Raw genomic sequence first — 20,449 nt, forward strand, 5'->3', positions numbered from 1 at the left:
CTTCATCTTTCGTTTGTGAGCACTTGATACAAACTTGTGGCGATCCCCGAAGGGTTCGACTCGCTCATTCCAAGCGCCCACACTTATCGGCTGTTAATTGTTAAAGAGCAGTGACAGTTACCTGTCGCTCTACTGACTAACCCGGCTGGCTCGTCGCGTTTAGCGCTTCGCGCCTTGCTGTGTTAGCAGCAGAGAAACGAGATTATGAAGCAGATCAGACAGTGTGTCAAGCGTTTTTTTGAAGAAGTTAGAAAGTTTTAAAACCGTCTAACCTATCCCGCTTAAACCAGAACTTTCGTTCTTTCCTACCTGCTGAACAATCAACCGTGAGGCTAACCATCCAACTTCACAAACAAGGGTAAATTTTCAAAACCGTTTCAACCTGCAAAACCGCTTAAAAACTTAACGTTGCGTTCTCTGGAGCAGAACCTAGAACTTTAACACAGAATTTTCTGATTTGTCAAGCTCCGGGTTTTACACCCTGTCAGTTTCCTGACCAGTCATTCAAGCTTCGGTGCGGGCCTCTTGGCCAAGGCGGTGAAACTTGTCTAACTGCTCTCTGTAGCGCTTCAGGGAAAACCCTGTGTGTGCTGCAGCGAGAAAAGAACTATAGCATGAGGATTTTCCGCTTTGCAAGTTTTTTACCTGAATATTTCATGTAAAAGAGGTGGTTTACAGTAGTTTTCCACTTAGATCATTGTTATATATGATAAAACTCAAATGAAACCAAATGATACTCAAATGACTATATCTCGTTCATAGCTGGAGAGACACCAGAACTGGCAGGTGAAACGCCAGGATGCCCCATCGCAGAACAGGTCGATTCCGGGCTTTTCCTCTCCAGCTCAGCAACGATTCTCTTGTTTCGCGCTGAATTCCCGCCCCAAACGTGTTTTCGCAGACAGACAGACAGACAGACAGACAGACAGACAGACAGACAGACAGACAGACAGACAGACAGACAGACAGAAAAGATAAGAATGCAGTTGCGATCCTGGGGAAGACTGCACAAAGACCCGGCTATCACCATGGGCCGCTAATCTAGAACCTGGTCTACAACACTCTATATATAGAGCGCCGGTCATCCCTCTATATATAGAGGCATACCAATCGCCCTACTTTTGACCCACAAACCCCTCTCTATATAGAGACACCCCATCCAGGCAGATAGGTAAGCCACATCTCCCCTATTACAATAGGCGGACAAATAACTCTGTATGCAGACTATGGCCCGCTCATCTTCTCAAGCCCCTGCGGCACAGCTCAGCCTGATTGGCGAAGAAATACTCTCCGGCAATCTCCTGACCGAGAACATCCTGACGCAAGCTGCCCGCCTTCCCAGCGACTGGCGTGCCACATTGGATCGCCCGGAACTGCAAGACATACTGGCAACTCTGGCCAAGTGGTTGGACAAGGAGTGCCAGGATGGTGCCTCTATTTACCCGGCCGCCCCTTTCCGCGCACTGGAACTGCTGCCATTGCAAAAAGTCAGCGTAGTGATTCTGGGCCAGGATCCTTATCACGGGCCCAATCAGGCGCAGGGATTGTCATTTTCCGTACCTGACACTTGCCCGGCCCCACCCAGTCTGCGCAATATCTTTAAAGAGCTGGAGCTGGAATATCCCGACACCACCTTGCCAAGCAGTCATGATCTGAGCAACTGGGGTCGACAAGGAGTCTTGCTATTGAATACATCGCTGACTGTAGAAGATGGTTTGCCTGCCTCTCACGCCAAGAAAGGTTGGGAGCAGATTACTGACTCCCTGCTGATGAACCTGGCCCAGCAGACTACACGCCCTATTGTTTATATGTTGTGGGGTGCTCACGCCCAAGCCAAAGAAGCACTGATTCAGCAGCACTCCCAGCATCCTTACCTGATTTTGAAGGCCAATCACCCTTCCCCCTTGGCTGCTCGCCGCCCCCCTGTTCCTTTTATTGGCTGTGGTCATTTCCAGCAAGCCAATGAGTGGCTCAAAGAGCAAGGCGTCACTCCCATACAATGGTTTGCCACCGGCGCTTGACCATCCGTTCCCCTTACCTGATCCAGAACCATGCCTTTAAGCCCTGCCAATCCAGAATTAAGCTCTCAAGAACAACATGCTCTTTGGTCGAACGAACTGCTCGAACAATATGGCTGGCAATTTCAGGGAGAAACGCCATTTGCCGTCCCCTTAAGCAGCCTGCCCTTGCTGGATGAATTGTTCAAGTTTGTGAACGAGACCATCAAGGACTCTTTTGATCGCTCTTTATTCTGCTGGACTGATCTTAAACAAGACAGCAAAGGTCTGACGGCCTGGTATCTGGGCGTCGAAGATTACGACGAAGTGCTGGAGCCTTATATAGAGAGCCTGTCTACCAAGGCCCTGGCCCAGAGTGATGCAGTAGAAAGTCCACCGTCCGAATAAAAAGACACCGGCAAGCATTGATACAGGCAGTCAGGGATACATGCCCCAAAAACCGCTAACGACTCTCCGGCTTGCTGGCGGCCCTGGAACCTGTAAAAAAAACAGGCAGACGCGGATCAACAACACCGGAAAACCCGGAAGTCATAAGAAAACCCGGCGCCAAGGCCGGGTTCTTCAAATAAAAGCCAAGTCTTCTGTTCTCTTATCTTTAAGGTTGCACACCTGCTGCGTGCGCCTGCTGGTCTGCATGATAGGACGAACGCACCATGGCACCAACCGCCGCATGGGTAAAGCCCATTGCATAGGCCTCGCGCTCAAACATCAAGAATTCATCAGGCGTCACGTAGCGCATCACGGGCAAGTGGTGGCCGGATGGCTGCAAATACTGGCCAATAGTCAGCATATCAATATCGTGTGCACGCATATCGCGCATCACTTCCAGAATCTCTTCGTTGGTTTCACCCAAGCCAACCATCAAACCGGATTTGGTTGGAATGTTGGGATGCAGCTTCTTGAACTCTTGCAGCAGTTTCAAGGAGTGGTGGTAGTCCGAACCCGGACGCGCCTGCTTGTACAAGCGAGGCACCGTTTCCAGGTTGTGGTTCATCACATCTGGAGGGCAGGCATTCAGGATGCCCAAAGCACGGTCAAGACGTGCACGGAAGTCCGGCACCAGCACTTCAATGGTCGTAGTGGGCGAGTGCTCGCGCACCTGGCGGATACATTCCACAAAGTGGGCAGCGCCACCATCACGCAAGTCGTCACGATCTACGGAGGTAATCACCACGTAGGACAACTTCATGGCACCAATGGCCTTGGCCAGGTTGGCGGGCTCGTTCTCGTCCAGCGGATCGGGACGACCGTGGCCCACATCACAGAATGGGCAACGACGTGTGCACTTGTCGCCCATGATCATGAAGGTTGCCGTGCCCTTGCCAAAACACTCCCCGATATTGGGACAGGAGGCCTCTTCACACACCGAGAACAGCTTGTGCTCGCGCAGAGTTTCCTTGATCTCGTAGAAACGGGAGTTCGGTGCAGCCGCCTTCACCCGAATCCAATCAGGCTTTTTCAAACGCTCTGCCTGCACGACCTTAATGGGAATGCGCGAGGTCTTGGCCTCGGCCTTCTGCTTTTGCGTTGCGTCGTATTCGACAACGCGAGGGCGCACAGTAGGTTTGGAATCGACGGACGTATCTGTAGGGGTGGTCATAGGCGTCTAAATAGAAAAACAGCGTGCGGGCAACATCACTAAACGATGGGCGCAGTGGTCAATTGTAGCCCCTTCGCTTTACAAGCGCCTAGAACAAGGGCGATAGTTTGTACCAGACCCCTCTAATATAGAGGTCGACTTAACGATGCAGCAACACCCGAAAATAAAACCTGCACATACTATAAGTACGGAGACTTGCATGTCACAAGAGCACCTCGCCGATCCCGTCCTGCTGGAACAGCATCAGGGACTGGCCCGCATCACCTTGAACCGGCCCGCCAAGTACAACGCGCTGTCTGAAGAAGTGTTGGACTCTTTACAACACATTCTGGACAAGCTGGCCCAGGACCCCAGCTTGCAGTGCGTCATCATTCAGGCGGAAGGCAAGGCCTTTTGTGCCGGGCACGATCTGAAACAGATGCGCTCCAAACCCGAACACGACTATTACCGTGATCTGTTCAGCCGCTGCAGCCGCGTCATGCAAGGTGTGCTGGCCTTGCCCGTGCCGGTGATTGCTCGTGTGCAAGGACTGGCCACCGCAGCGGGCTGTCAGCTGGTTGCCACCTGCGATATGGCTGTTGCCACCGAGTCCACTCGCTTTGCAGTATCAGGCATTAATGTTGGTCTTTTCTGCTCCACCCCTGCTGTTGCCCTGTCACGCTGCGTGCCACCCAAGGCCGCCATGGAAATGTTGATGACTGGCGAATTCATCAGCGCCCAACGAGCTCAAGAGCTGGGGCTGATCAATTACGCGGTAGCCGAAGACCAGCTGGATCAAACCGTACAGAAACTGGCCGACAGCATCATGGCCAAGAGTCCGGTCGCCGTCCGCGCAGGCAAGGCCATGTTCTACCGCCAGCGCAGCCTGGCTATTGAACAAGCCTACGACTACGCCGGTCAGGTCATGGCTGACAATATGATGAGCAATGATGCCTGCGAAGGTATTGATGCTTTTATCGAGAAACGCGCGCCGCACTGGAGCGGAACCTGAGGCGGCACTTGACGAATAAATAACAATATGAAGATGAGCGCCGCCACATGCGGCGCTTTATCGCTGCGCTATTTAAGCTGCCGCTGCCTGTAGGCGCAGAGCCATCGCTTGCGATAGATAATTAGACAAATACTGTGCAACCTCGTCCATAGGGACCACAACGCCTTGCGAACGCATATCCGTTGTTTGCAGCCCTTCATAGCCACAGGGATTGATGCCGCTAAATGGGCTTAGATCCATGCCTATATTCAAGGCCAGTCCATGGTAAGAGCGGCCATTGCGAATCTTGATCCCCAATGCGGAAATCTTGGCCAACTCCTGGCTTGCCACCCCTTGCGGTACATAGACACCCGGTGCCCCTGGCTTGCAGCAAGCCCCTTCGACACCAAAATGCGTCAGACAAGCAATAACAGCCTCTTCCAAAAGGCGTACGTATTCTTTGACGTATAAGCCCACCCGGCGCAGATCAAACAGGCAGTACACCATTAACTGCCCAGGGCCGTGATAGGTAATCTGCCCGCCCCGGTCGGTTTGCACCACGGGGATGCCACCGGGATTCAGCAGATGTTCCGGCTTGCCAGCCTGTCCTTGCGTATAGACAGGCGTGTGCTCGACAAGCCAGATTTCATCAGGAGTCTCCGCCTCGCGCTGCTCGGTAAAGTCGCGCATTGCCTGCCAGATAGGTTCATAGGCGCTAGGCCGCTCAAACCACTTGATACGAACTGAGTCGGACATGAACGCCTGATCCCTGCTTTACATCACCACACGCACCAGATGATGCGCATGCAGGGCACGGTAAAGATTATCCAGTTGCTCACGCGAGACAGCGCGCACCGTGAAAGTCAGGCCCGTGTAGTTGCCTGCCTTGCTGGGACGCACCTCAATGGTGGCAGCGTCAAAACCTGGATCGTGTTCCAGCACGATAGCCAGCAATTCGTCTTGCAGGGTTTCGTGAGTCTGGCCCATGACTTTGATAGGAAAGTCACTGGGGTATTCGATCAACGATTCTTCGGGGGAAATTGTCATGCTTGCTCCGCAGCCTTGATGGCCTTGTCATAGCCTTCACGTAATTTGGCAAAGACAGGGCCGGGTCGTCCGTCGCCGACGGGCTGACCGTTAAATACAACGATGGGCAGCACCTCTTTGGTGGCTGACGTCATCATAATTTCATCGGCAGTGTCGACCTCTTCACGAGAGATCTGACGCGCCTGAAAAGCTATACCCGCCTGGGCGGCCAGCTCCTCCATCAAACTGTAGCGAATCCCTTCCAGGATCAAATTGTTGCGCATGGGTGCCAGCAAAGTACCGTCGCGCACAATCCAGATATTGCAGGAGGCCCCTTCGGTCAGAAAACCTTCTCTGAACTGAATAACCTCGTCCACACCGGCTTCAAGAGCCTGCTGCTTGGCCAAAACATTGCCCAGCAAGGAAACGGATTTTATATCGCAACGCAGCCAACGCTCATCTTCAATGGCCACCGCCTTCAAACCGGTTTCGCGCTCTTGCTGCACTCGCTTGAAGGGCGAGACCATGATGAAGATGCTGGGCGGCACATTGCTGGGGAAGGCGTGGTCGCGCTTGGCAACACCGCGGGTTACCTGAATGTAGACCATGCAGTCGGCACCCCGGCCCGAACGGGCCAGCATATCCAGCACCAGCTTTTCCCATTCACGGCGAGTGAAAGGGTTGGTGATGCCCACTTTTGCCAGACTGCGCTCCAAGCGCCCCAGGTGCCCATCAATACGAAAAGGTTTCCCGTGATAAGCAGGCACGACATCGTAAATGCCGTCGCCAAAGATAAAGCCACGATCCAGTACCGAGATCTTCGCTTCACCCAAGCGCACAAAGTCGCCGTTCAAATAAACAATGCTGTCGGGGTCAATGCCTGCAATCATAGGATTTAGCCTCGCACCAAGGAATTACTCAAACATCAAGCGCACTTTGTCGGCCATACGACCAAAAAAGCCGGCCTCGGGCACATCTTGCAGCACCAGCAAAGGCTGCTCTGCCAAAACCTTGCCATCCAGGGACAAAGTCAGTGTACCGACCTTGTCACCCTTGCTCAACGGAGCCAGCAAAGGCTGGGTATAGTTGGCAACAGGCTTGATTTCCGAGGACTTGCCACGTGGAACAGTCAACCACAAGGCTCCTTCTGTACCCAGGCCTACATTCTCGACCTCACCTTCCCAAACACGGGCGGTGACAGCAGGATTGCTGGCGTCGTACAGTTTGACCGTTTCAAAGTTCTGAAAGCTCCAGTTCAGAAGCTTCAGGCTGTTTTCTGTACGGGCGGCATCGTTCGCTGTACCCACGACAACCGACACCACACGACGACCATCGCGCAAGGCCGTCGACACCAGGCAGTATCCGGCCGATTGGGTATGGCCGGTTTTCAAACCATCAACTGTATTGTCCAGCCACAGCAGGCGGTTACGGTTGGGCTGCTTGATATTGTTGTAGGTGTACTCTTTTTGGCTGTAGTAGTGCAGATACTGGGGGAAGCGGGCAACCAGTGCCGCGGACAACACGCCCAGATCACGTACCGAGGTCAGATGCTCGGGATCAGGCAAGCCGGTGGAGTTCTTGAAATGCGTAGCCGTCAAACCCAGCTTGGCGGCTTCTTCGTTCATCAAGGCGGCAAAAGCACCTTCGCTACCCGCAACGGCTTCGGCCAAGGCAACAGAGGCATCATTGCCCGATTGCACGATCACACCTTGCAGCAGATCATTCACGGCCACTTGCGAATTAACTTTCACGAACATGCGCGAACCTTCGGTGCGCCATGCCTTGTCCGAAATCACAACGGTCTGATCCAGCTTCAGGCGACCGGATTCCAAAGCATCAAAGACCAGATAGGCCGTCATCAGCTTGGTCAGGGAGGCAGGCTCGACCTGTTCGTTCAGCCCTTCTGCCGCGATGATCTGGCCACTATTAACGTCCATGGACAACCAGGCACGTGCCGTCAGGCTAGGTGCGGGTACAACGGACAAATCACCTGGCAAGGCAGGCGTCTGAGCGCCAAGCACTTGAGCCGATTCTGTCGGGGTAGGGGTTTGAGTCTGTGCCTGAGCCACCATAGGCAGCGCCAGGGCAAGTGCCACCACACAACGAGAGAGGACTGGAGATGCAAATTTTTGAATAGAAGTCATGGAAAAAATCGATTGCTTTGACAGTGGCGGAAAGAACCCATTATGGCAGAGCCATCTGGGCCTGTGAGGGGCAAGGCCCCTGAGTCTGAACAGGAAAACGCAACGATTTGAAAGCAAAACCCGGCTTAGGTTCCAAGCCCGGCCAAATGACGGCTGACCAACTCACGCAGCTGAATCAGCTTGCCATGAAAAAAGTGGCCGGCCTCGGGCAGCACAACCATGGGCAACTGATGCTCACGCGCAAAGTCCATGCCTTCCGACAAGGGAACGACATCGTCGGTTTCACCGTGCACTAGCAAGGTATCGGCAGGAGGGCTGACATCCCGGAAGCGGAAACGATTGACCGCAGTACCAGTCAGGATGAAGGCGCCGGGCAAAGGTGCCTGGGCTTCCTGCAGGCTGGCATACACTTGAGCAGCGACTGCAGTGCCAAATGAAAACCCGGCCAACATGGATGGGCCGGAACTCCACTGCGGGAAATGTGATGGGAATTGCTCAATCAAAGCCAGCATATCGGCAGTTTCGCCGCGGCTGCTATCGAACTCCCCGGCAGACTTTCCGACACCACGGAAATCCGGGCGTACTGCCAGCAAACCATGTTGAGTGGCACTGCGCGACAAGGTTGTCACCACTTTGTTGTTACGTGCCCCACCATGCAAAGGGTGAGGATGCAGCAACAAGGCCCAACCCTTGGGCTCGCCCGCTGGCCAGTCCAGAGCACAGTCAATAACACCGGCCTGGCCGGAAAATTGGATTGTATCTACGCGTTCAGACATGCTCAGATCAAATATCACATAAGATTACGTTTAACTCATCCAGTGTACCGGATTGTCATGAATACCTCTTCTGCATTCACCCTACCCAGCCCGCGCGATATGGTGGCAGAGCTGCGTACGCGCTTGCCACATTTTCCCCAGATACGCTGGGTAGACTCGACCGAATCGACCAACGCCGATTTGCTTGCCCTGGCTCGTCAGGAATCCGGGCCGCGTGTGCGTCCCTGGTTGCTGGGCGCACATCTGCAAAGTCGTGGTCGTGGGCGTGCCGGACGCACATGGGAAAACAGCGTCGGTGCAAACCTGATGTTTTCCTGTGCCTTTGATATTTTTCTGCCTGCGCGGCAGCTGCCTACTCTTTCGCCGCTGTCCGGTCTGGCAACGACGGAAGCGCTGCGCCAGTTTCTGGAACCGGCAGTGCGTAATCGTCTGGCCATGAAATGGCCGAATGACGTGCTATGGGATCAGGCCAAGCTGTCCGGCATTCTGGTTGAGGCGACCCGCGCCAGTGCAGCGCCCAGCTCCAGTGACCATCATGTGGTGATTATCGGCATAGGCCTGAACCTGCGTGAAGCAGAGACCATCAGCCAGAACACGCAACGCGCCATTGCAGACTGGACCAGCATTGCTGAACACTCCCAACAAGCGTCTCTGGCACGCTGTTCGGACCTTGTGGCCAAAGTCGCGCAAAGCCTGTACCTGAGCCTGAACCATGTCACAGCCCACGGTTTTGCTGATCTGCCTACACGCTACGCGCAAGTTGACGCGCTAATTGGCCAGCAAGTCCATATCATTGACAATGGCCAAGTCCTGCATACAGGCATCGTGACGGGCATCAATACCTCGGGGCAATTATTATTGCGCCACCCCGATGGTTCCGAACGCGCGGTCACAGTGGGCGAAGTTTCCGTTCGCGCTCACCGCTGATCGCTATACTGCACTCTTTTTAGCTCTGACGATCCGGCATGACCCTGCTCATCGACTCTGGCAACACCCGTATCAAACTAGGGTGGTGTCATCCTTTAAGCGGCGCGCGCGAAAGCCAGCCGGTTAGCGTGCATGCCGACCAATTGGATCAATTGGCGGTTTGGCTGGAGGCAGGCCAGGCCCCGCTGCAAGAATTCGCCCAACAAAAAGGTGTACAAGCACTAGGAGTGAATGTGGCCGGGCCACAGGTCCAAGCGCAAATTGATGCGGCCGTCAGCCGTCTGGGCTTGGGACCGGTACGCTGGTTGCAGGCCCAAGAGCAGGCTTTTGGGCTGCACAACGATTATGAACAGGCTGGCCAATTGGGTGCCGATCGCTGGGCCTCCTTATTAGGGTTAAGCGATTTGCTAACCCAGGAATACCCGGTCGACCAAGGCGCCTTGCTGATCAGCTTTGGTACTGCTACCACGATTGACTTGCTGGGACCTGCACAAAATGGAGTGCGTCACTTTTTAGGTGGCTCCATTCTGCCCGGTCCCAGCTTGATGCTGGCTTCACTCAAGCAAAATACGGCGCAGCTCCCTGAGGCGCATGGGCAAACTGCGGCGTTCCCACGCAATACTCAAGAAGCTATCAGTACCGGGGTTGCTGCCGCACAGGCTGGAGCCGTGTTGCGACAATGGGAGAAAGGCCGTCAGCATCTGGGACACAGCCCATTGGTCTTTTTGGCGGGCGGTGGCCGCGCACTGGCGCAGCAAGAACTGTTAGAACAATTAAGTCATCATTGCCGTTTGCTCAATATAGAGCCCCCCCATCTACACGAGCTGGAAACTCCTGCCTTGCGGGGTCTGTCGCTGTTTGTGGCGCACCCGTAAGTCGATTCGAGCTTACAACCGTCCCTCTGCCCCCTCTTGCCTGTGAACTGCCGGTGACCCATAGATACGATTGGCATTAAAACGGATGAACTTAAACTCCCCTACCCGTACAATCTTGGGTTGAACTGTACTTTTCAGGGCATTTGCGATGCGACTGCTTTTCATACTGATCCTGGTGGCAAACCTTGCCTTGCTGGCTTTTGGACAAGGCTTTTTTGGCACGCCCCCCAGCGAACAAGGCCGTGAGCCTAGACAGTTTTCGCAGCGTAACCAAGATGCCATTCAACTTGGAACCCCGGCCCATCCGACGCCAGCTTCCCCTTGATCCTCGATTGACGACACTATGAAACCCATACGCAAAGCAGTTTTCCCCGTCGCCGGTCTAGGCACACGTTTTCTGCCCGCCACCAAGGCCATGCCCAAGGAAATGTTGCCAATTGTCGACAAACCACTGATTCAGTACGCTGTCGAAGAGGCTGTCGCCGCTGGAGTCACAGAACTGATCTTTATCACTGGCCGCAACAAGCGAGCCATTGAAGATCACTTTGACAGCATCCCGGAACTGGAACACGAACTGGAAGGCAAGAACAAGCTGGAGTTGCTGGATGCCGTTCAAAACATCATTCCCAGCCATGTCAGCTGTATTTACACCCGCCAGCCGCGCGCGCTGGGTCTGGGCCATGCCGTGCTGTGCGCTGCACCCATCGTGGGCAACGAGCCCTTCCTGGTCCTGCTGGCGGACGACCTGATCGACGCCACCACACCTGTATCGCGGCAACTGGTTGAGGCTGCGCATCAATACAACGGAAGTATTGTGGCAACTCAAAATGTAAATAGAAATGAAACAAATAAATATGGAATTGTTTCGGGTAATTTAGTCGACTCAAAAGCAACTCGACTTAATGGAATTGTTGAAAAGCCTGCACCCGAAGTAGCCCCTTCTACACAAGCCGTTGTAGGCCGTTATGTATTGGAAGCGGAAATATTTGACCACCTGCGACGCACTCAAGCAGGGGTAGGTGGAGAGATTCAATTAACGGATGGAATTGCCAGTCTTTTGGAAAGTCGTGCGGTATATGCATATGAATATGAAGGCACACGTTACGACTGTGGTAGCAAGTCCGGTTTCTTTCATGCTACGCTTGAATTTGGTCGTAAATACCACGGACTTTAACGAGGGGCGCAGAGGGGTCCGTTACGATAACAAGCTTGGTTGCAATTGTTGATCAAACACTGCCTTAAAACCACGCAGAGGGTCGATTTAGCTTGACTTACAGGTTAAATACCCCCTACGATTGGCGGTGCAGGATTTCAAGTTCGTCGAAGTTTGTTCAATACGGTATTGTTTCTAATACTCATTGCCCTGATTTTTACATCTTGACAATCTTTTTTGAGCAGATTGCTCGTCATTTTTAGGGAATGCAGGAAATGCAAACAGAAACCGGTATCGTGAAATGGTTCAATAACGAAAAAGGCTACGGCTTTATCTCCCCCGACAACGGTGGCAAAGATCTTTTCGTTCACCATTCCGACATCTTGGGCACGGGCTTTAAATCCTTGGAAGAAAACCAGCGCGTTTCGTACGTGTCGGCTGAAGGCCAAAAGGGTCCACAAGCTAAGAGCATCCAAAAACTGTAAATCGATCTCGATTAGTTTTTAGATCTCAAAAAAGCCCGCTAAATGCGGGCTTTTTTATTTAACTTGATTCAAATCAAGACGAGCTGTCCTCAAATCGCCACAAATTCCAAAACATGTAAAACTAAATACTTATTAGCTAATAAACAGCTACGTATTTAATCGCGGATTTGTGCCAATCCAGAAAGTACACGCTGCACTGCGCCTTCGTGCATTTGAACCCAATGCAAACCCGCATCAGCCATTTTGTGATGACGTGCTGGATCATCTACTAGCTCCAGTGCCTGCTGCAACGCCAAGGCTGGCGTACCCGCACGTATCGCAGCGCCGGCCTGCATGGCATCTTGCATGGCTTGGGCAAAATTATGAGTATGCGGGCCCACAATCACAGGGACACCCACTGCGCAGGCCTCGATAAAGTTCTGCCCGCCCAAGGGCTGGAAGCTGCCCGCCACAATGGCGACTCGTGCCAGGCCGTAATACCAGTGCATTTCACCTAGGGTGTCGCCCAGCAGCACATCCACTTCACGACAAGCCTTGATCGCACTGGTGCTGGTATCGCCCTGCTCCAGCAACTCGCTACGCCGCACGGAACGCAAACCTAGCTGATTCAGATAATCTGCCGCTTCTTCAAACCGCTCCGGGTGACGTGGAATCACAACAAACAGGACTGGGCTATGCAGCTCGCTACCATGCTCTCGTTCACGGCGCAGGTAATGGGCAATGGCCTCAATGAAATCGACATGCTCAGTCTCGCGCGTACTGGCGATCACCACCACACGCCGTCCCAGGTCACTGGCAAAGCCACGGCCACGTGCAATCTTGTCCTGTGGCAAAACTACATCAAACTTCAGATTCCCTGACACGCGCACGCCTTGTGCGCCCGCCAACTCCAGCCGCTGTGCATCAGCCAGGCTTTGTGCATAGATCAACTTGAAGGAGCGGTAGGCCTCTCGCATGACCGAACCTGCTTTCAGGCTGGTACGCAATGCACTTTCCGAGAACCGGGCACTGGCCAACATCATGGGAACACCTTGCCGGCGTGCCGCAGCCAATAGATTGGGCCACACCTCGCGTTCAATCAGCACCCCGGCACATGGCCGGTAATGGGCGAAAAAACGTCGTACCGAGCCCGGAAAGTCGTAGGGTAGCCATTGTTGCAGCAATTGCCCGCTGGCAATCTCAGCCGCAAACGCAGTCGCACCTTCTGTACGGCCCGTAACTGTCATATGGGTTAACAGGACCGTCTCACCCTGATCCAGCAAAGCACGAATCAAAGGCTGCGCCGCACGCGTTTCACCCAAGCTGACCGCATGCACCCACACCGGGGCTTTCCTGGGCGCAGGCAGCGAACCATAAAAACCAAAGCGGGGACCCGATAACACCTGCCATTCGCCACCAGCTCGACGGGCACGCAAGCCCATCCAGGCCATCAAGGCTGGAGCCAATATGCGAATAGAGGCGGTATAGAAGAATCGGTTCACCCGCTTAGCCTCAGTACGAAATCAGCAGCAGCCAAGCCACGCTCGGCGCTACCAGGAAGACGAATAGAAAATAATGTCAGGCAGACAAAGGGCCTGCACCCAGGCGGGGCTGCAGGCCCCTTAGCATCGCGTATTGTAAGCACAAAGCCGGCTGACAAAAAAACGAATTGGCGATCAGGCCCGAACTAGCCTTTTGGCGCGTCCAACAAGGCCGCCTCCGGCACTACTGTCCGCCCCAGCGCCTGATCGATGGCACAGAGCACCGTTTCCGCTGAAGGAGGATGCCCACGCTCGCCCAGGCTGGCGGTGTAAGCGGAACCTTCCAGGGGGGTACGCACTGGGGTCGAGGCTTTATAGATACCAATAGTAGGACGGCCCAAACCGGCTGACAAATGCGTCAGACCACTGTCCAGACCCACCATGACTTGCGCTCCAGCCAATTGCAGAGCGATAGGCGTCAAATCCATTCGTGGCATCACCTGAGCCTGGCTGCGACCAATAATCAGCGCCTCGGCACGGGCGGACTCGGCAGGGCTGCCCGCCAACAAGCGCAATGCCATCCCTTCCCCTTGCAGGCGATCAAAGACCTGTTGCCAGTTCTCCGGCTCCCAGAGCTTATCATCGCGGCTGGCCGACGGCATGATGATGGCGTAAGGATCCTCGTCCTTGGGGGCTTGCGCGGCCAAACCCTGCAAACCAAAATCAGGAGCGCCTTCAAACTGATAGCCAAAGGCAGACGCGGCCAAGCTGCGCTGACGGAACACAGCAGGCTGCCAGAAACCGACGCGATGACGCACATCGTAGAACAGCGAGGCCAGCGGTTCACGCGCCGACTTCCAATCCAGCCCATGACGACGGCCTTTAGTCTGCCGTACCAGCCAGATGGATTTCATCAGCGCCTGCATATCCAGCACAACATCGTATTGGCGTGATTGCAGTTGTTCGCGCAAGGCGGCGCGTTCCTGGCGTGTCTGGGCAGACCACCACTGTTTGCGCCAGCGCCGATGCGCCACCGGGATCACTTCATTTACTGCCGGATGCCAGCCCGGAATCTGAGCAAAGCTCTCTTCTACGAGCCAATCAATTTGTGCACCGGGCACATGGCGTGCAATGTCCGAGATTGCTGGCAGCATATGCACCAGATCTCCCAAAGAGGACGTACGCACAATCAGTATCTTGCAAGTCATGGGCGAATTATAGTGGTGGCCGCGTCCAATCAAACAAAGATGCAGAAAAATATCCGCCTGCTCTACTTATGCCCGCCAATTGCCATCAGGCATAATAAGACTGCCTATTTTCTGGACCGGAAACATGATTGATCTCAAACAGATCGAAGCCTTTGTATGGGTTGCCGAGCTTGGCGGTTTCCGGGCAGCTGCCGAAAAACTCAACACGACCCAACCGTCTATTTCTCAGCGTATCGCCGGACTGGAATCCAGTCTGGAGCTGCGCTTGTTTGATCGGGGTGCCCGGGGCATCAAGCTGACCGATAAAGGCCAGGAGTTGTTGTCGCACGCACAGCGCATGCTGGATCTGCGTACCGAGATGCTGCGCGCCGCCAAAGAGCAGAACGCCATCCGCGGCCTGCTGCGTCTGGGGGTGGCTGAAACCATTGTGCAGACCTGGCTGCATGAGCTGATCGACAAGCTGCATCAGGAATACCCGGCTTTGGTCATCGAGATTCATGTCGACACCACCAGCGTGCTGCGCCAGCAACTGGCCAGCTTCCAGATTGATATGGCCATGATTGTGGGCGTAGGCCAGGATCCCAAAGAACAATGCATTCGACTGTGCGCTTATCAGTTAGGCTGGGTCGCCAGTCCCGAATTGAAGTTGCATGGTCGTAAAGTCAGCGTTTCCGAGCTAGGGGTTTACCCTGTAATCACCTATCCATCCGGTAGCGTTCCCTACCTCGCCACACGCGAAGCTTTGCTGCGTGCCGGCGTCAAATCCCCACGTATTTTTGGCAGTGCATCGCTAAGCACAATCGTGCAAATGACGCGTCATGCCATGGGCCCCAGCGTGCTGGCTCCCGAGGTCATAAAAGACGAGCTTTCCGAGGGAAAACTGCGCCTTTTGAAGGTGGATCAACCCCTGCCGGCCATCGAATTTTTTGCCTGCTGGATGGATTCTCCGGACAGTCATATTGCCCGCGTCGTGGCCAATCACGCCCAAGAAATCGCCCAACAATACGTGCAGTCCGATAAGTAATCGTTATGGCCTAGGATTCGAACATACGATTGGACACAAATTATCTGATCGGTTGCAATCCGAGGCTGTGATCAACCCCCTTTGTGCGAGTGGTCATCATGAACCTGCAAACCCTGCCTGTGCTGGCGCCCGAGGCTGAAAAATGCCGCGAGCTGATCCGTCAAGAAACTCATACTGGTCCTACCGCAGGACTGGCCGCAGGCTATGTGCAGGCCAACCTGATGATTCTGCCCAAAGACTGGGCCGATGAGTTCCTGCTGTTTTGTCAGCGCAACCCCAAACCCTGCCCTTTATTGGCCGTGACGGAACCCGGTCAGTTTCAGGTGCCAACCTTGGGTGGCTCGATTGATCTGCGCACGGATTTCCCTCGTTACCGTGTCTGGCAGAACGGCGAGCTCAGCGCCGAGCCACTGAACATCGAAGATGTCTGGCGCGATGATCTGGTGTCCTTTCTGATTGGCTGCTCCTTCTCCTTTGAAGAAGCGCTGCTGGCCGACGGGATTGATGTGCGCCATATCAGCGCGGGTGTGAATGTGCCCATGTATCGCAGCTCTATCCAGACCCAGGGCACACAGCGCCTGTCTGGCCCCCTGGTGGTGTCGATGCGCCCCATGCGTGCGGCCGATGCCATTCGTGCCATTCAGATCACCTCGCGCTTTCCGTCCGTGCACGGTACCCCGGTTCATATCGGCGACCCGTCCCTGATTGGAATCAGCGACCTGCAACAACCCGACTATGGCGATGCAGTGCCAGTCGGCCCCGACGAATTACCCGTTTTCTGGGCTTGCGGCGTCACCCCTCAAGCCGTTGCTGCCCAGGCCAAGCCGCAGTTTTGTATCACGCATGCCCCTGGCCATATGTTGATTACCGATCTGCCCAACACACGGCTGGCCGCGCTTTAAGCAAGTTTTGACCGACACAAAACCGGTCACCCCTTTGGTTTCAATATGCAGCCCCTGCAAACAGGGAGCGCACTCTATCAACCATACAGCTGGACCGCTATTAGGAGCACCTTATGAAAAAAATCGTACTGACCTCCCTGGCTTTGGGCTCGCTGGCCCTGGGCTCTGCTGCCATGGCCCAGGAACTGCCCAAGACTTCTTTGAAAGTTGTCGGTGGCTTGAGCAACCTGACCGCCTACCAGAACACCGAGCAACCCTTCTGGACCAAGAAAGTACCTGAGCTGTCCGGCGGCCAGATCACGGCCGATATCAAGGGCTTTAACGACATGGGCCTGAAAGGTCCTGAAATCATGCGCTTGATCAGCCAAGGTGTGATTCCTTTCGGTACCGCCACCCTGGCTTACTTTGCCAGCGACAACTCCATTAACGAAGCGATCGACCTGGCGGGCCTGGCTCCCGATATTGAAGTGGCCAAGAAGCTGACCGACGCGTTCACTCCCGCCTACGAACAGTTCTACGCCAAGAGCAACGTCAAGGTTCTGGGCTTTTCCACCTACCCTGCCCAAGTACTGTTTTGCAATGGCAACTTCAATGGCCTGAGCGACCTGAAAGGCAAGAAGGTGCGTACCAGCAGCCGTACTCAGGCTGAATTCGTTCAGGCTCTGGGCGGCAACAGCGTAACCATCCCATTTGGTGAAGTGGTTCCTGCCCTGCAAAACGGTGTGGTCGATTGCGCCATTACCGGCTCCATGTCCGGCTACTCGGCCAAGTGGTACGAAGTCAGCTCCAAGCTGTACGAAATGCCCATCAACTGGAACCAGCAGATTCACGCAGCCAACCTGGGCACCTGGAACAAGCTGGACCCCAAAGTTCAAGAGTTCCTGGCCAGCAACATCAAGGCCATGACCGAAGAAATCTGGGTTGCCGCTGCCAAGGAAACACAGGAAGGCTATGACTGCAACACGGGCGCCGACGCTTGCACGCAGCCCGTCAAAGGCAAGATGACTCTGGTCAAGCCTACCGACGCTGACCGTGAACTGCTCAAGAAAGTCATGAGCGAGACCGTGGTTCCCAAGTGGGCCGAGCGTAGCGCCGCCGACACCGTGGCTGCATTCAACACCAGCCTGAGCCCGATCCTGGGCTTCGAAGCCAAGAAGTAAATCTGTACGTCCTGCCTGCCACCAGACTCACGGTGGCAGGCTGCCTGTACCCCAGGCCCCTCCCTCCTAGACCCTGTACGGGGTAGACATCATGGAAAATACCGAAAAATTCGCCATGCTGAACCGTTTGCTGTCCGCCGCCACATCCCTGTCGCGCGTCGCCATCTGGTTCGCAGGCAGCCTGACATTGATCAGCGCCCTCTACATCACCGCGGACGTCCTGTTCCGCAAATTCAGTGGCAGCTCTCTGGGCGGCTCGGATGAACTGTCCGGCTATGCCTTTGCCATCAGCATTTCATGGGCACTGTCCTTTGCCACCCTGCAACGGGCCAATATCCGTATCGACGCCATCTACCAGCACTTACCTGTTCGTCTGGCTGCCCTGCTGGACTGGATTGCTCTGGTGGCCCTGTCTGTTTTCATCGTCTACCTGACCTTGTACGCCACCGACGTGGCCGGCCTGTCCTGGACCAACCAGTCCACCGCCAACACCGCCATGGGCACTCCCTTGTGGATTCCCCAGTTCCTGTGGGTGGGCGGCCTGATCTGGTTGTGCATCGTTCTGGCCTTGATGCTGCTGCGCTCCAGCCTGGCCCTGATTACAGGTGACCTGGCCGGTATCCAATCCCTGTGCGGTATCCGCAGCACCCAGGAAGAAGCCTCTGAAGAAGCCGAGGCTGGCAAACGCATGGTGCAAGGAGACGCCAAATGATTACAACCGCACTGACTCTCTTGCTCGTTCTGATCGGACTGAGCATTCCCGTGGGCGCTGCCCTGGGTGTTTTGGGCCTGATTCTGGACCCGCTGTACTCCATGCTGCCCCTGACCGGCGCATTGGGTGAAATTTCCTGGGGCACCAGCAACGAGTTCCTGCTGGTGGCCATTCCCCTGTTCATCATGCTGGGCGAGATCCTGCTGCGCTCGGGCATGGCTGAACGGATGTACAACGCCATGAGCCTGTGGCTGTCCTGGCTGCCCGGCGGCCTGATGCACGCCAACATTGGTGCCAGCGCCCTGTTTGCCGCCACCTCCGGCTCCAGCGTGGCCACTGCCGCCACCGTGGGTACCGTGGCCCTGCCGCAAATCAAGAAACAAGGCTATAACGAGCCTCTGTTCCTGGGTAGTCTGGCCGCTGGCGGTACCTTGGGCATTCTGATTCCGCCTTCGATCAACCTGGTGATCTACGGCGTACTGACCAATACTTCTGTGCCCAAGCTGTACTTGGCCGGCATCATCCCCGGTTTGGGCATGGCCTTGCTGTTCATGTTGGCAATTGCTGCTGCATGTATGGTCAAACCCAAATGGGGCGGTGCGAAGATCAAGGCCTCCTGGGGCCAGCGTTTTGCCAGCCTGGTGCACCTGGTTCCACCACTGGGTATTTTCCTGCTGGTCGTGGGCTCGATTTATGCCGGTATTGCCACCCCAACGGAGGCTGCTGCCCTGGGTGTGGTCGGTGCCTTGATTCTGGCTGCCTTCTCGGGCCGTATGAGCTGGAACATGATCAAGGAAGTGCTGGAAGGCACCATGAAAGCCACCGCCATGATCATGCTGATCGTGATCGGTTCGGCCTTCCTGAACTTTGTCATGGCCGCCACCGGCCTGACCAACGCACTGACCGATGCCATCACGGGCCTGGGTGTCTCGCCCATGGTCATGCTGCTGATCATTGTGGTGTTCTACCTGGTGCTGGGCTGCTTCATGGAAACCCTGTCCATGATGATCACCACCATCCCTATCGTGGCTCCCATCATGATCGCCCTGGGCTTTGATCCGGTGTGGCTGGGTATTGCCATCATCATTCTGGTGGAAGTGGCGCTGATCACTCCGCCTGTTGGTCTGAACCTGTTTGTGGTCCAGAGCCTGCGCAAGAGCGGCAGCATGAATGACGTCATGATTGGCAGCCTGCCCTTTGTGATCATGCTGCTGGCCATGGTGGGCCTGCTGGCTATCTTCCCGGATCTGGCTTTGTGGCTGCCACGCCTGTTCGGTTAATCCCAATCTGTCTTTGAGTAAACGAGTACTGCTATGCGTTTGACCTTTGAACTGGCCCAGGCCACCCACACTGAAATCATCGAAGCTGATTTGCAGCACTGCATCGTGGCCGGCTGGGCTGGCCGCGATCTGGCTGCCATCGAGCACCACATTGAAGAGCTGGCCGAACTGGGCGTACCACGCCCTAGCTCGGTGCCTTTGTACTACCGCATCGCCGCCAACCAGATGATCCAGGATGCCGACATCCAGGTCGTGGGCTCCGGTTCGTCCGGCGAGACCGAAGTGTTTGTGTTCAACCACCAGGGCCGCCTGCTGGTCAGCCTGGCCTCGGACCACACGGACCGCGTGCTGGAAGCCCACAGCGTGGCCCTGTCCAAGCAGATCTGCGCCAAGCCCGTTGCCCGCGAAGCCTGGTTGTTCAGCGATGTGGCCGACTACTGGGACGAACTGATCATCCGCGCCTACATTCAGGAAGACGGCAAGGAAGTCCTGTACCAGGATGGTCCCTTGTCCACCCTGAAGAACCCGCTGGAGCTGATCGAAGGCTACTTCCAGTCCACCACCATGCCTGAAGGCTTTGGCATGACCTGCGGTACCGTGGGTGCCATTGGTGGCATTCGCCCTGCTACCCAGTTCACCATGGAACTGTATGACCCCCGCCGCGAACGCAGCATCCGTCATACCTACGTAACCGAAATCCTGCCTGAAGTAGCCTAAACTGGCCCAGCC

General features: G+C 55.2%; 21 protein-coding genes. 13 read left to right on the top strand and 8 right to left on the bottom strand.

Annotation, left to right across the window (positions count from 1 at the left end; genetic code table 11):
• Positions 1-1,226: 1,226 nt before the first annotated feature.
• The gene (locus KOE80_RS19440; protein ID WP_226349789.1) at positions 1,227-2,021 is read left to right on the top strand and encodes a uracil-DNA glycosylase; all 795 of its coding nucleotides are present in this window, start codon (positions 1,227-1,229) and stop codon (positions 2,019-2,021) included.
• 30 nt (positions 2,022-2,051) lie between these two features.
• Positions 2,052-2,405 (top strand): hypothetical protein, encoded by a 354-nt coding sequence (locus tag KOE80_RS19445; RefSeq protein WP_021447087.1) that lies wholly within the window; start codon positions 2,052-2,054, stop codon positions 2,403-2,405.
• 208 nt (positions 2,406-2,613) lie between these two features.
• On the opposite strand, the gene lipA is transcribed toward KOE80_RS19445, so the two are convergent.
• Positions 2,614-3,618 (bottom strand): lipoyl synthase, encoded by a 1,005-nt coding sequence (lipA, locus tag KOE80_RS19450; protein ID WP_021447088.1) that lies wholly within the window; start codon positions 3,616-3,618, stop codon positions 2,614-2,616.
• A gap of 199 nt (positions 3,619-3,817) precedes the next feature.
• Here lipA and KOE80_RS19455 point away from each other — a divergent pair, with 199 nt between their 5' ends.
• Positions 3,818-4,609 (top strand): enoyl-CoA hydratase, encoded by a 792-nt coding sequence (locus tag KOE80_RS19455; RefSeq protein WP_009460106.1) that lies wholly within the window; start codon positions 3,818-3,820, stop codon positions 4,607-4,609.
• Between the two features lie 72 nt (positions 4,610-4,681).
• Here the strand turns inward: KOE80_RS19455 and lipB are convergent, their stop codons facing one another.
• The 5 genes from lipB to KOE80_RS19480 all read right to left on the bottom strand — a co-directional run bounded on the left by lipB (position 4,682) and on the right by KOE80_RS19480 (position 8,534).
• Positions 4,682-5,344 carry a lipoyl(octanoyl) transferase LipB gene (gene lipB, locus KOE80_RS19460; protein ID WP_226349790.1) on the bottom strand — a complete coding sequence of 221 codons (663 nt, stop codon included), beginning with the start codon at positions 5,342-5,344 and terminating at the stop codon, positions 4,682-4,684.
• 18 nt (positions 5,345-5,362) lie between these two features.
• Positions 5,363-5,635, bottom strand: coding sequence for a DUF493 family protein (locus KOE80_RS19465; RefSeq protein ID WP_009460108.1), 273 nt, complete (start codon positions 5,633-5,635; stop codon positions 5,363-5,365).
• Positions 5,632-6,504 (bottom strand): D-amino acid aminotransferase, encoded by an 873-nt coding sequence (locus KOE80_RS19470; RefSeq protein WP_035268519.1) that lies wholly within the window; start codon positions 6,502-6,504, stop codon positions 5,632-5,634. Before KOE80_RS19470 ends, KOE80_RS19465 begins: the two co-directional genes overlap by 4 nt.
• A 24-nt stretch (positions 6,505-6,528) precedes the next feature.
• Positions 6,529-7,758 carry a D-alanyl-D-alanine carboxypeptidase family protein gene (locus KOE80_RS19475; protein WP_035268521.1) on the bottom strand — a complete coding sequence of 410 codons (1,230 nt, stop codon included), beginning with the start codon at positions 7,756-7,758 and terminating at the stop codon, positions 6,529-6,531.
• A gap of 125 nt (positions 7,759-7,883) precedes the next feature.
• Positions 7,884-8,534: an alpha/beta hydrolase gene (locus KOE80_RS19480; protein WP_021447090.1), complete on the bottom strand. Its 651-nt coding sequence runs from the start codon at positions 8,532-8,534 to the stop codon at positions 7,884-7,886.
• Between the two features lie 57 nt (positions 8,535-8,591).
• Here KOE80_RS19480 and KOE80_RS19485 point away from each other — a divergent pair, with 57 nt between their 5' ends.
• From KOE80_RS19485 to KOE80_RS19500, 4 genes are all read left to right on the top strand, one after another.
• Entirely contained in the window at positions 8,592-9,461 is an 870-nt protein-coding gene (locus tag KOE80_RS19485) for a biotin--[acetyl-CoA-carboxylase] ligase (protein WP_009460113.1), read from the top strand.
• Between the two features lie 38 nt (positions 9,462-9,499).
• Entirely contained in the window at positions 9,500-10,336 is an 837-nt protein-coding gene (locus KOE80_RS19490) for a type III pantothenate kinase (protein WP_060186525.1), read from the top strand.
• A gap of 343 nt (positions 10,337-10,679) precedes the next feature.
• The gene (gene galU, locus KOE80_RS19495; protein WP_035268525.1) at positions 10,680-11,510 is read left to right on the top strand and encodes a UTP--glucose-1-phosphate uridylyltransferase GalU; all 831 of its coding nucleotides are present in this window, start codon (positions 10,680-10,682) and stop codon (positions 11,508-11,510) included.
• 254 nt (positions 11,511-11,764) lie between these two features.
• Positions 11,765-11,974, top strand: a complete 210-nt coding sequence (locus KOE80_RS19500) for a cold-shock protein (protein ID WP_026483779.1) — start codon at positions 11,765-11,767, stop codon at positions 11,972-11,974.
• Positions 11,975-12,129: 155 nt separating this feature from the next.
• On the opposite strand, the gene KOE80_RS19505 is transcribed toward KOE80_RS19500, so the two are convergent.
• A complete protein-coding gene (locus KOE80_RS19505; RefSeq protein WP_226349791.1) occupies positions 12,130-13,455 on the bottom strand; it encodes a 3-deoxy-D-manno-octulosonic acid transferase in 1,326 nt (441 codons plus the stop codon).
• Positions 13,456-13,640: 185 nt separating this feature from the next.
• Complete coding sequence (gene waaC / locus KOE80_RS19510; RefSeq protein WP_035268533.1) at positions 13,641-14,642, bottom strand: lipopolysaccharide heptosyltransferase I; 1,002 nt, start codon at positions 14,640-14,642, stop codon at positions 13,641-13,643.
• Between the two features lie 124 nt (positions 14,643-14,766).
• Between waaC and KOE80_RS19515 the strand changes: the two genes are divergently transcribed.
• The 6 genes from KOE80_RS19515 (at position 14,767) to KOE80_RS19540 (ending at position 20,437) form a co-directional block, all read left to right on the top strand.
• On the top strand, positions 14,767-15,666 hold the full coding sequence (locus KOE80_RS19515) for a LysR family transcriptional regulator (protein ID WP_009460118.1): 900 nt from the start codon (positions 14,767-14,769) through the stop codon (positions 15,664-15,666).
• A 98-nt stretch (positions 15,667-15,764) separates the two neighbouring features.
• The gene (locus KOE80_RS19520; RefSeq protein WP_226349792.1) at positions 15,765-16,568 is read left to right on the top strand and encodes a putative hydro-lyase; all 804 of its coding nucleotides are present in this window, start codon (positions 15,765-15,767) and stop codon (positions 16,566-16,568) included.
• 113 nt (positions 16,569-16,681) lie between these two features.
• Positions 16,682-17,728, top strand: a complete 1,047-nt coding sequence (locus KOE80_RS19525) for a TRAP transporter substrate-binding protein (RefSeq protein WP_009460120.1) — start codon at positions 16,682-16,684, stop codon at positions 17,726-17,728.
• Between the two features lie 91 nt (positions 17,729-17,819).
• A complete protein-coding gene (locus tag KOE80_RS19530; protein WP_060186527.1) occupies positions 17,820-18,440 on the top strand; it encodes a TRAP transporter small permease subunit in 621 nt (206 codons plus the stop codon).
• The gene (locus KOE80_RS19535; protein WP_035268536.1) at positions 18,437-19,720 is read left to right on the top strand and encodes a TRAP transporter large permease; all 1,284 of its coding nucleotides are present in this window, start codon (positions 18,437-18,439) and stop codon (positions 19,718-19,720) included. The genes KOE80_RS19530 and KOE80_RS19535 overlap by 4 nt, the downstream gene beginning before the upstream one ends.
• 33 nt (positions 19,721-19,753) lie before the next feature.
• Entirely contained in the window at positions 19,754-20,437 is a 684-nt protein-coding gene (locus tag KOE80_RS19540; protein ID WP_009460123.1) for a DUF2848 domain-containing protein, read from the top strand.
• Positions 20,438-20,449: the final 12 nt, after the last annotated feature.

Source organism: Alcaligenes sp. 13f (assembly GCF_020496585.1).
Classification (GTDB): domain Bacteria; phylum Pseudomonadota; class Gammaproteobacteria; order Burkholderiales; family Burkholderiaceae_B; genus Alcaligenes; species Alcaligenes phenolicus.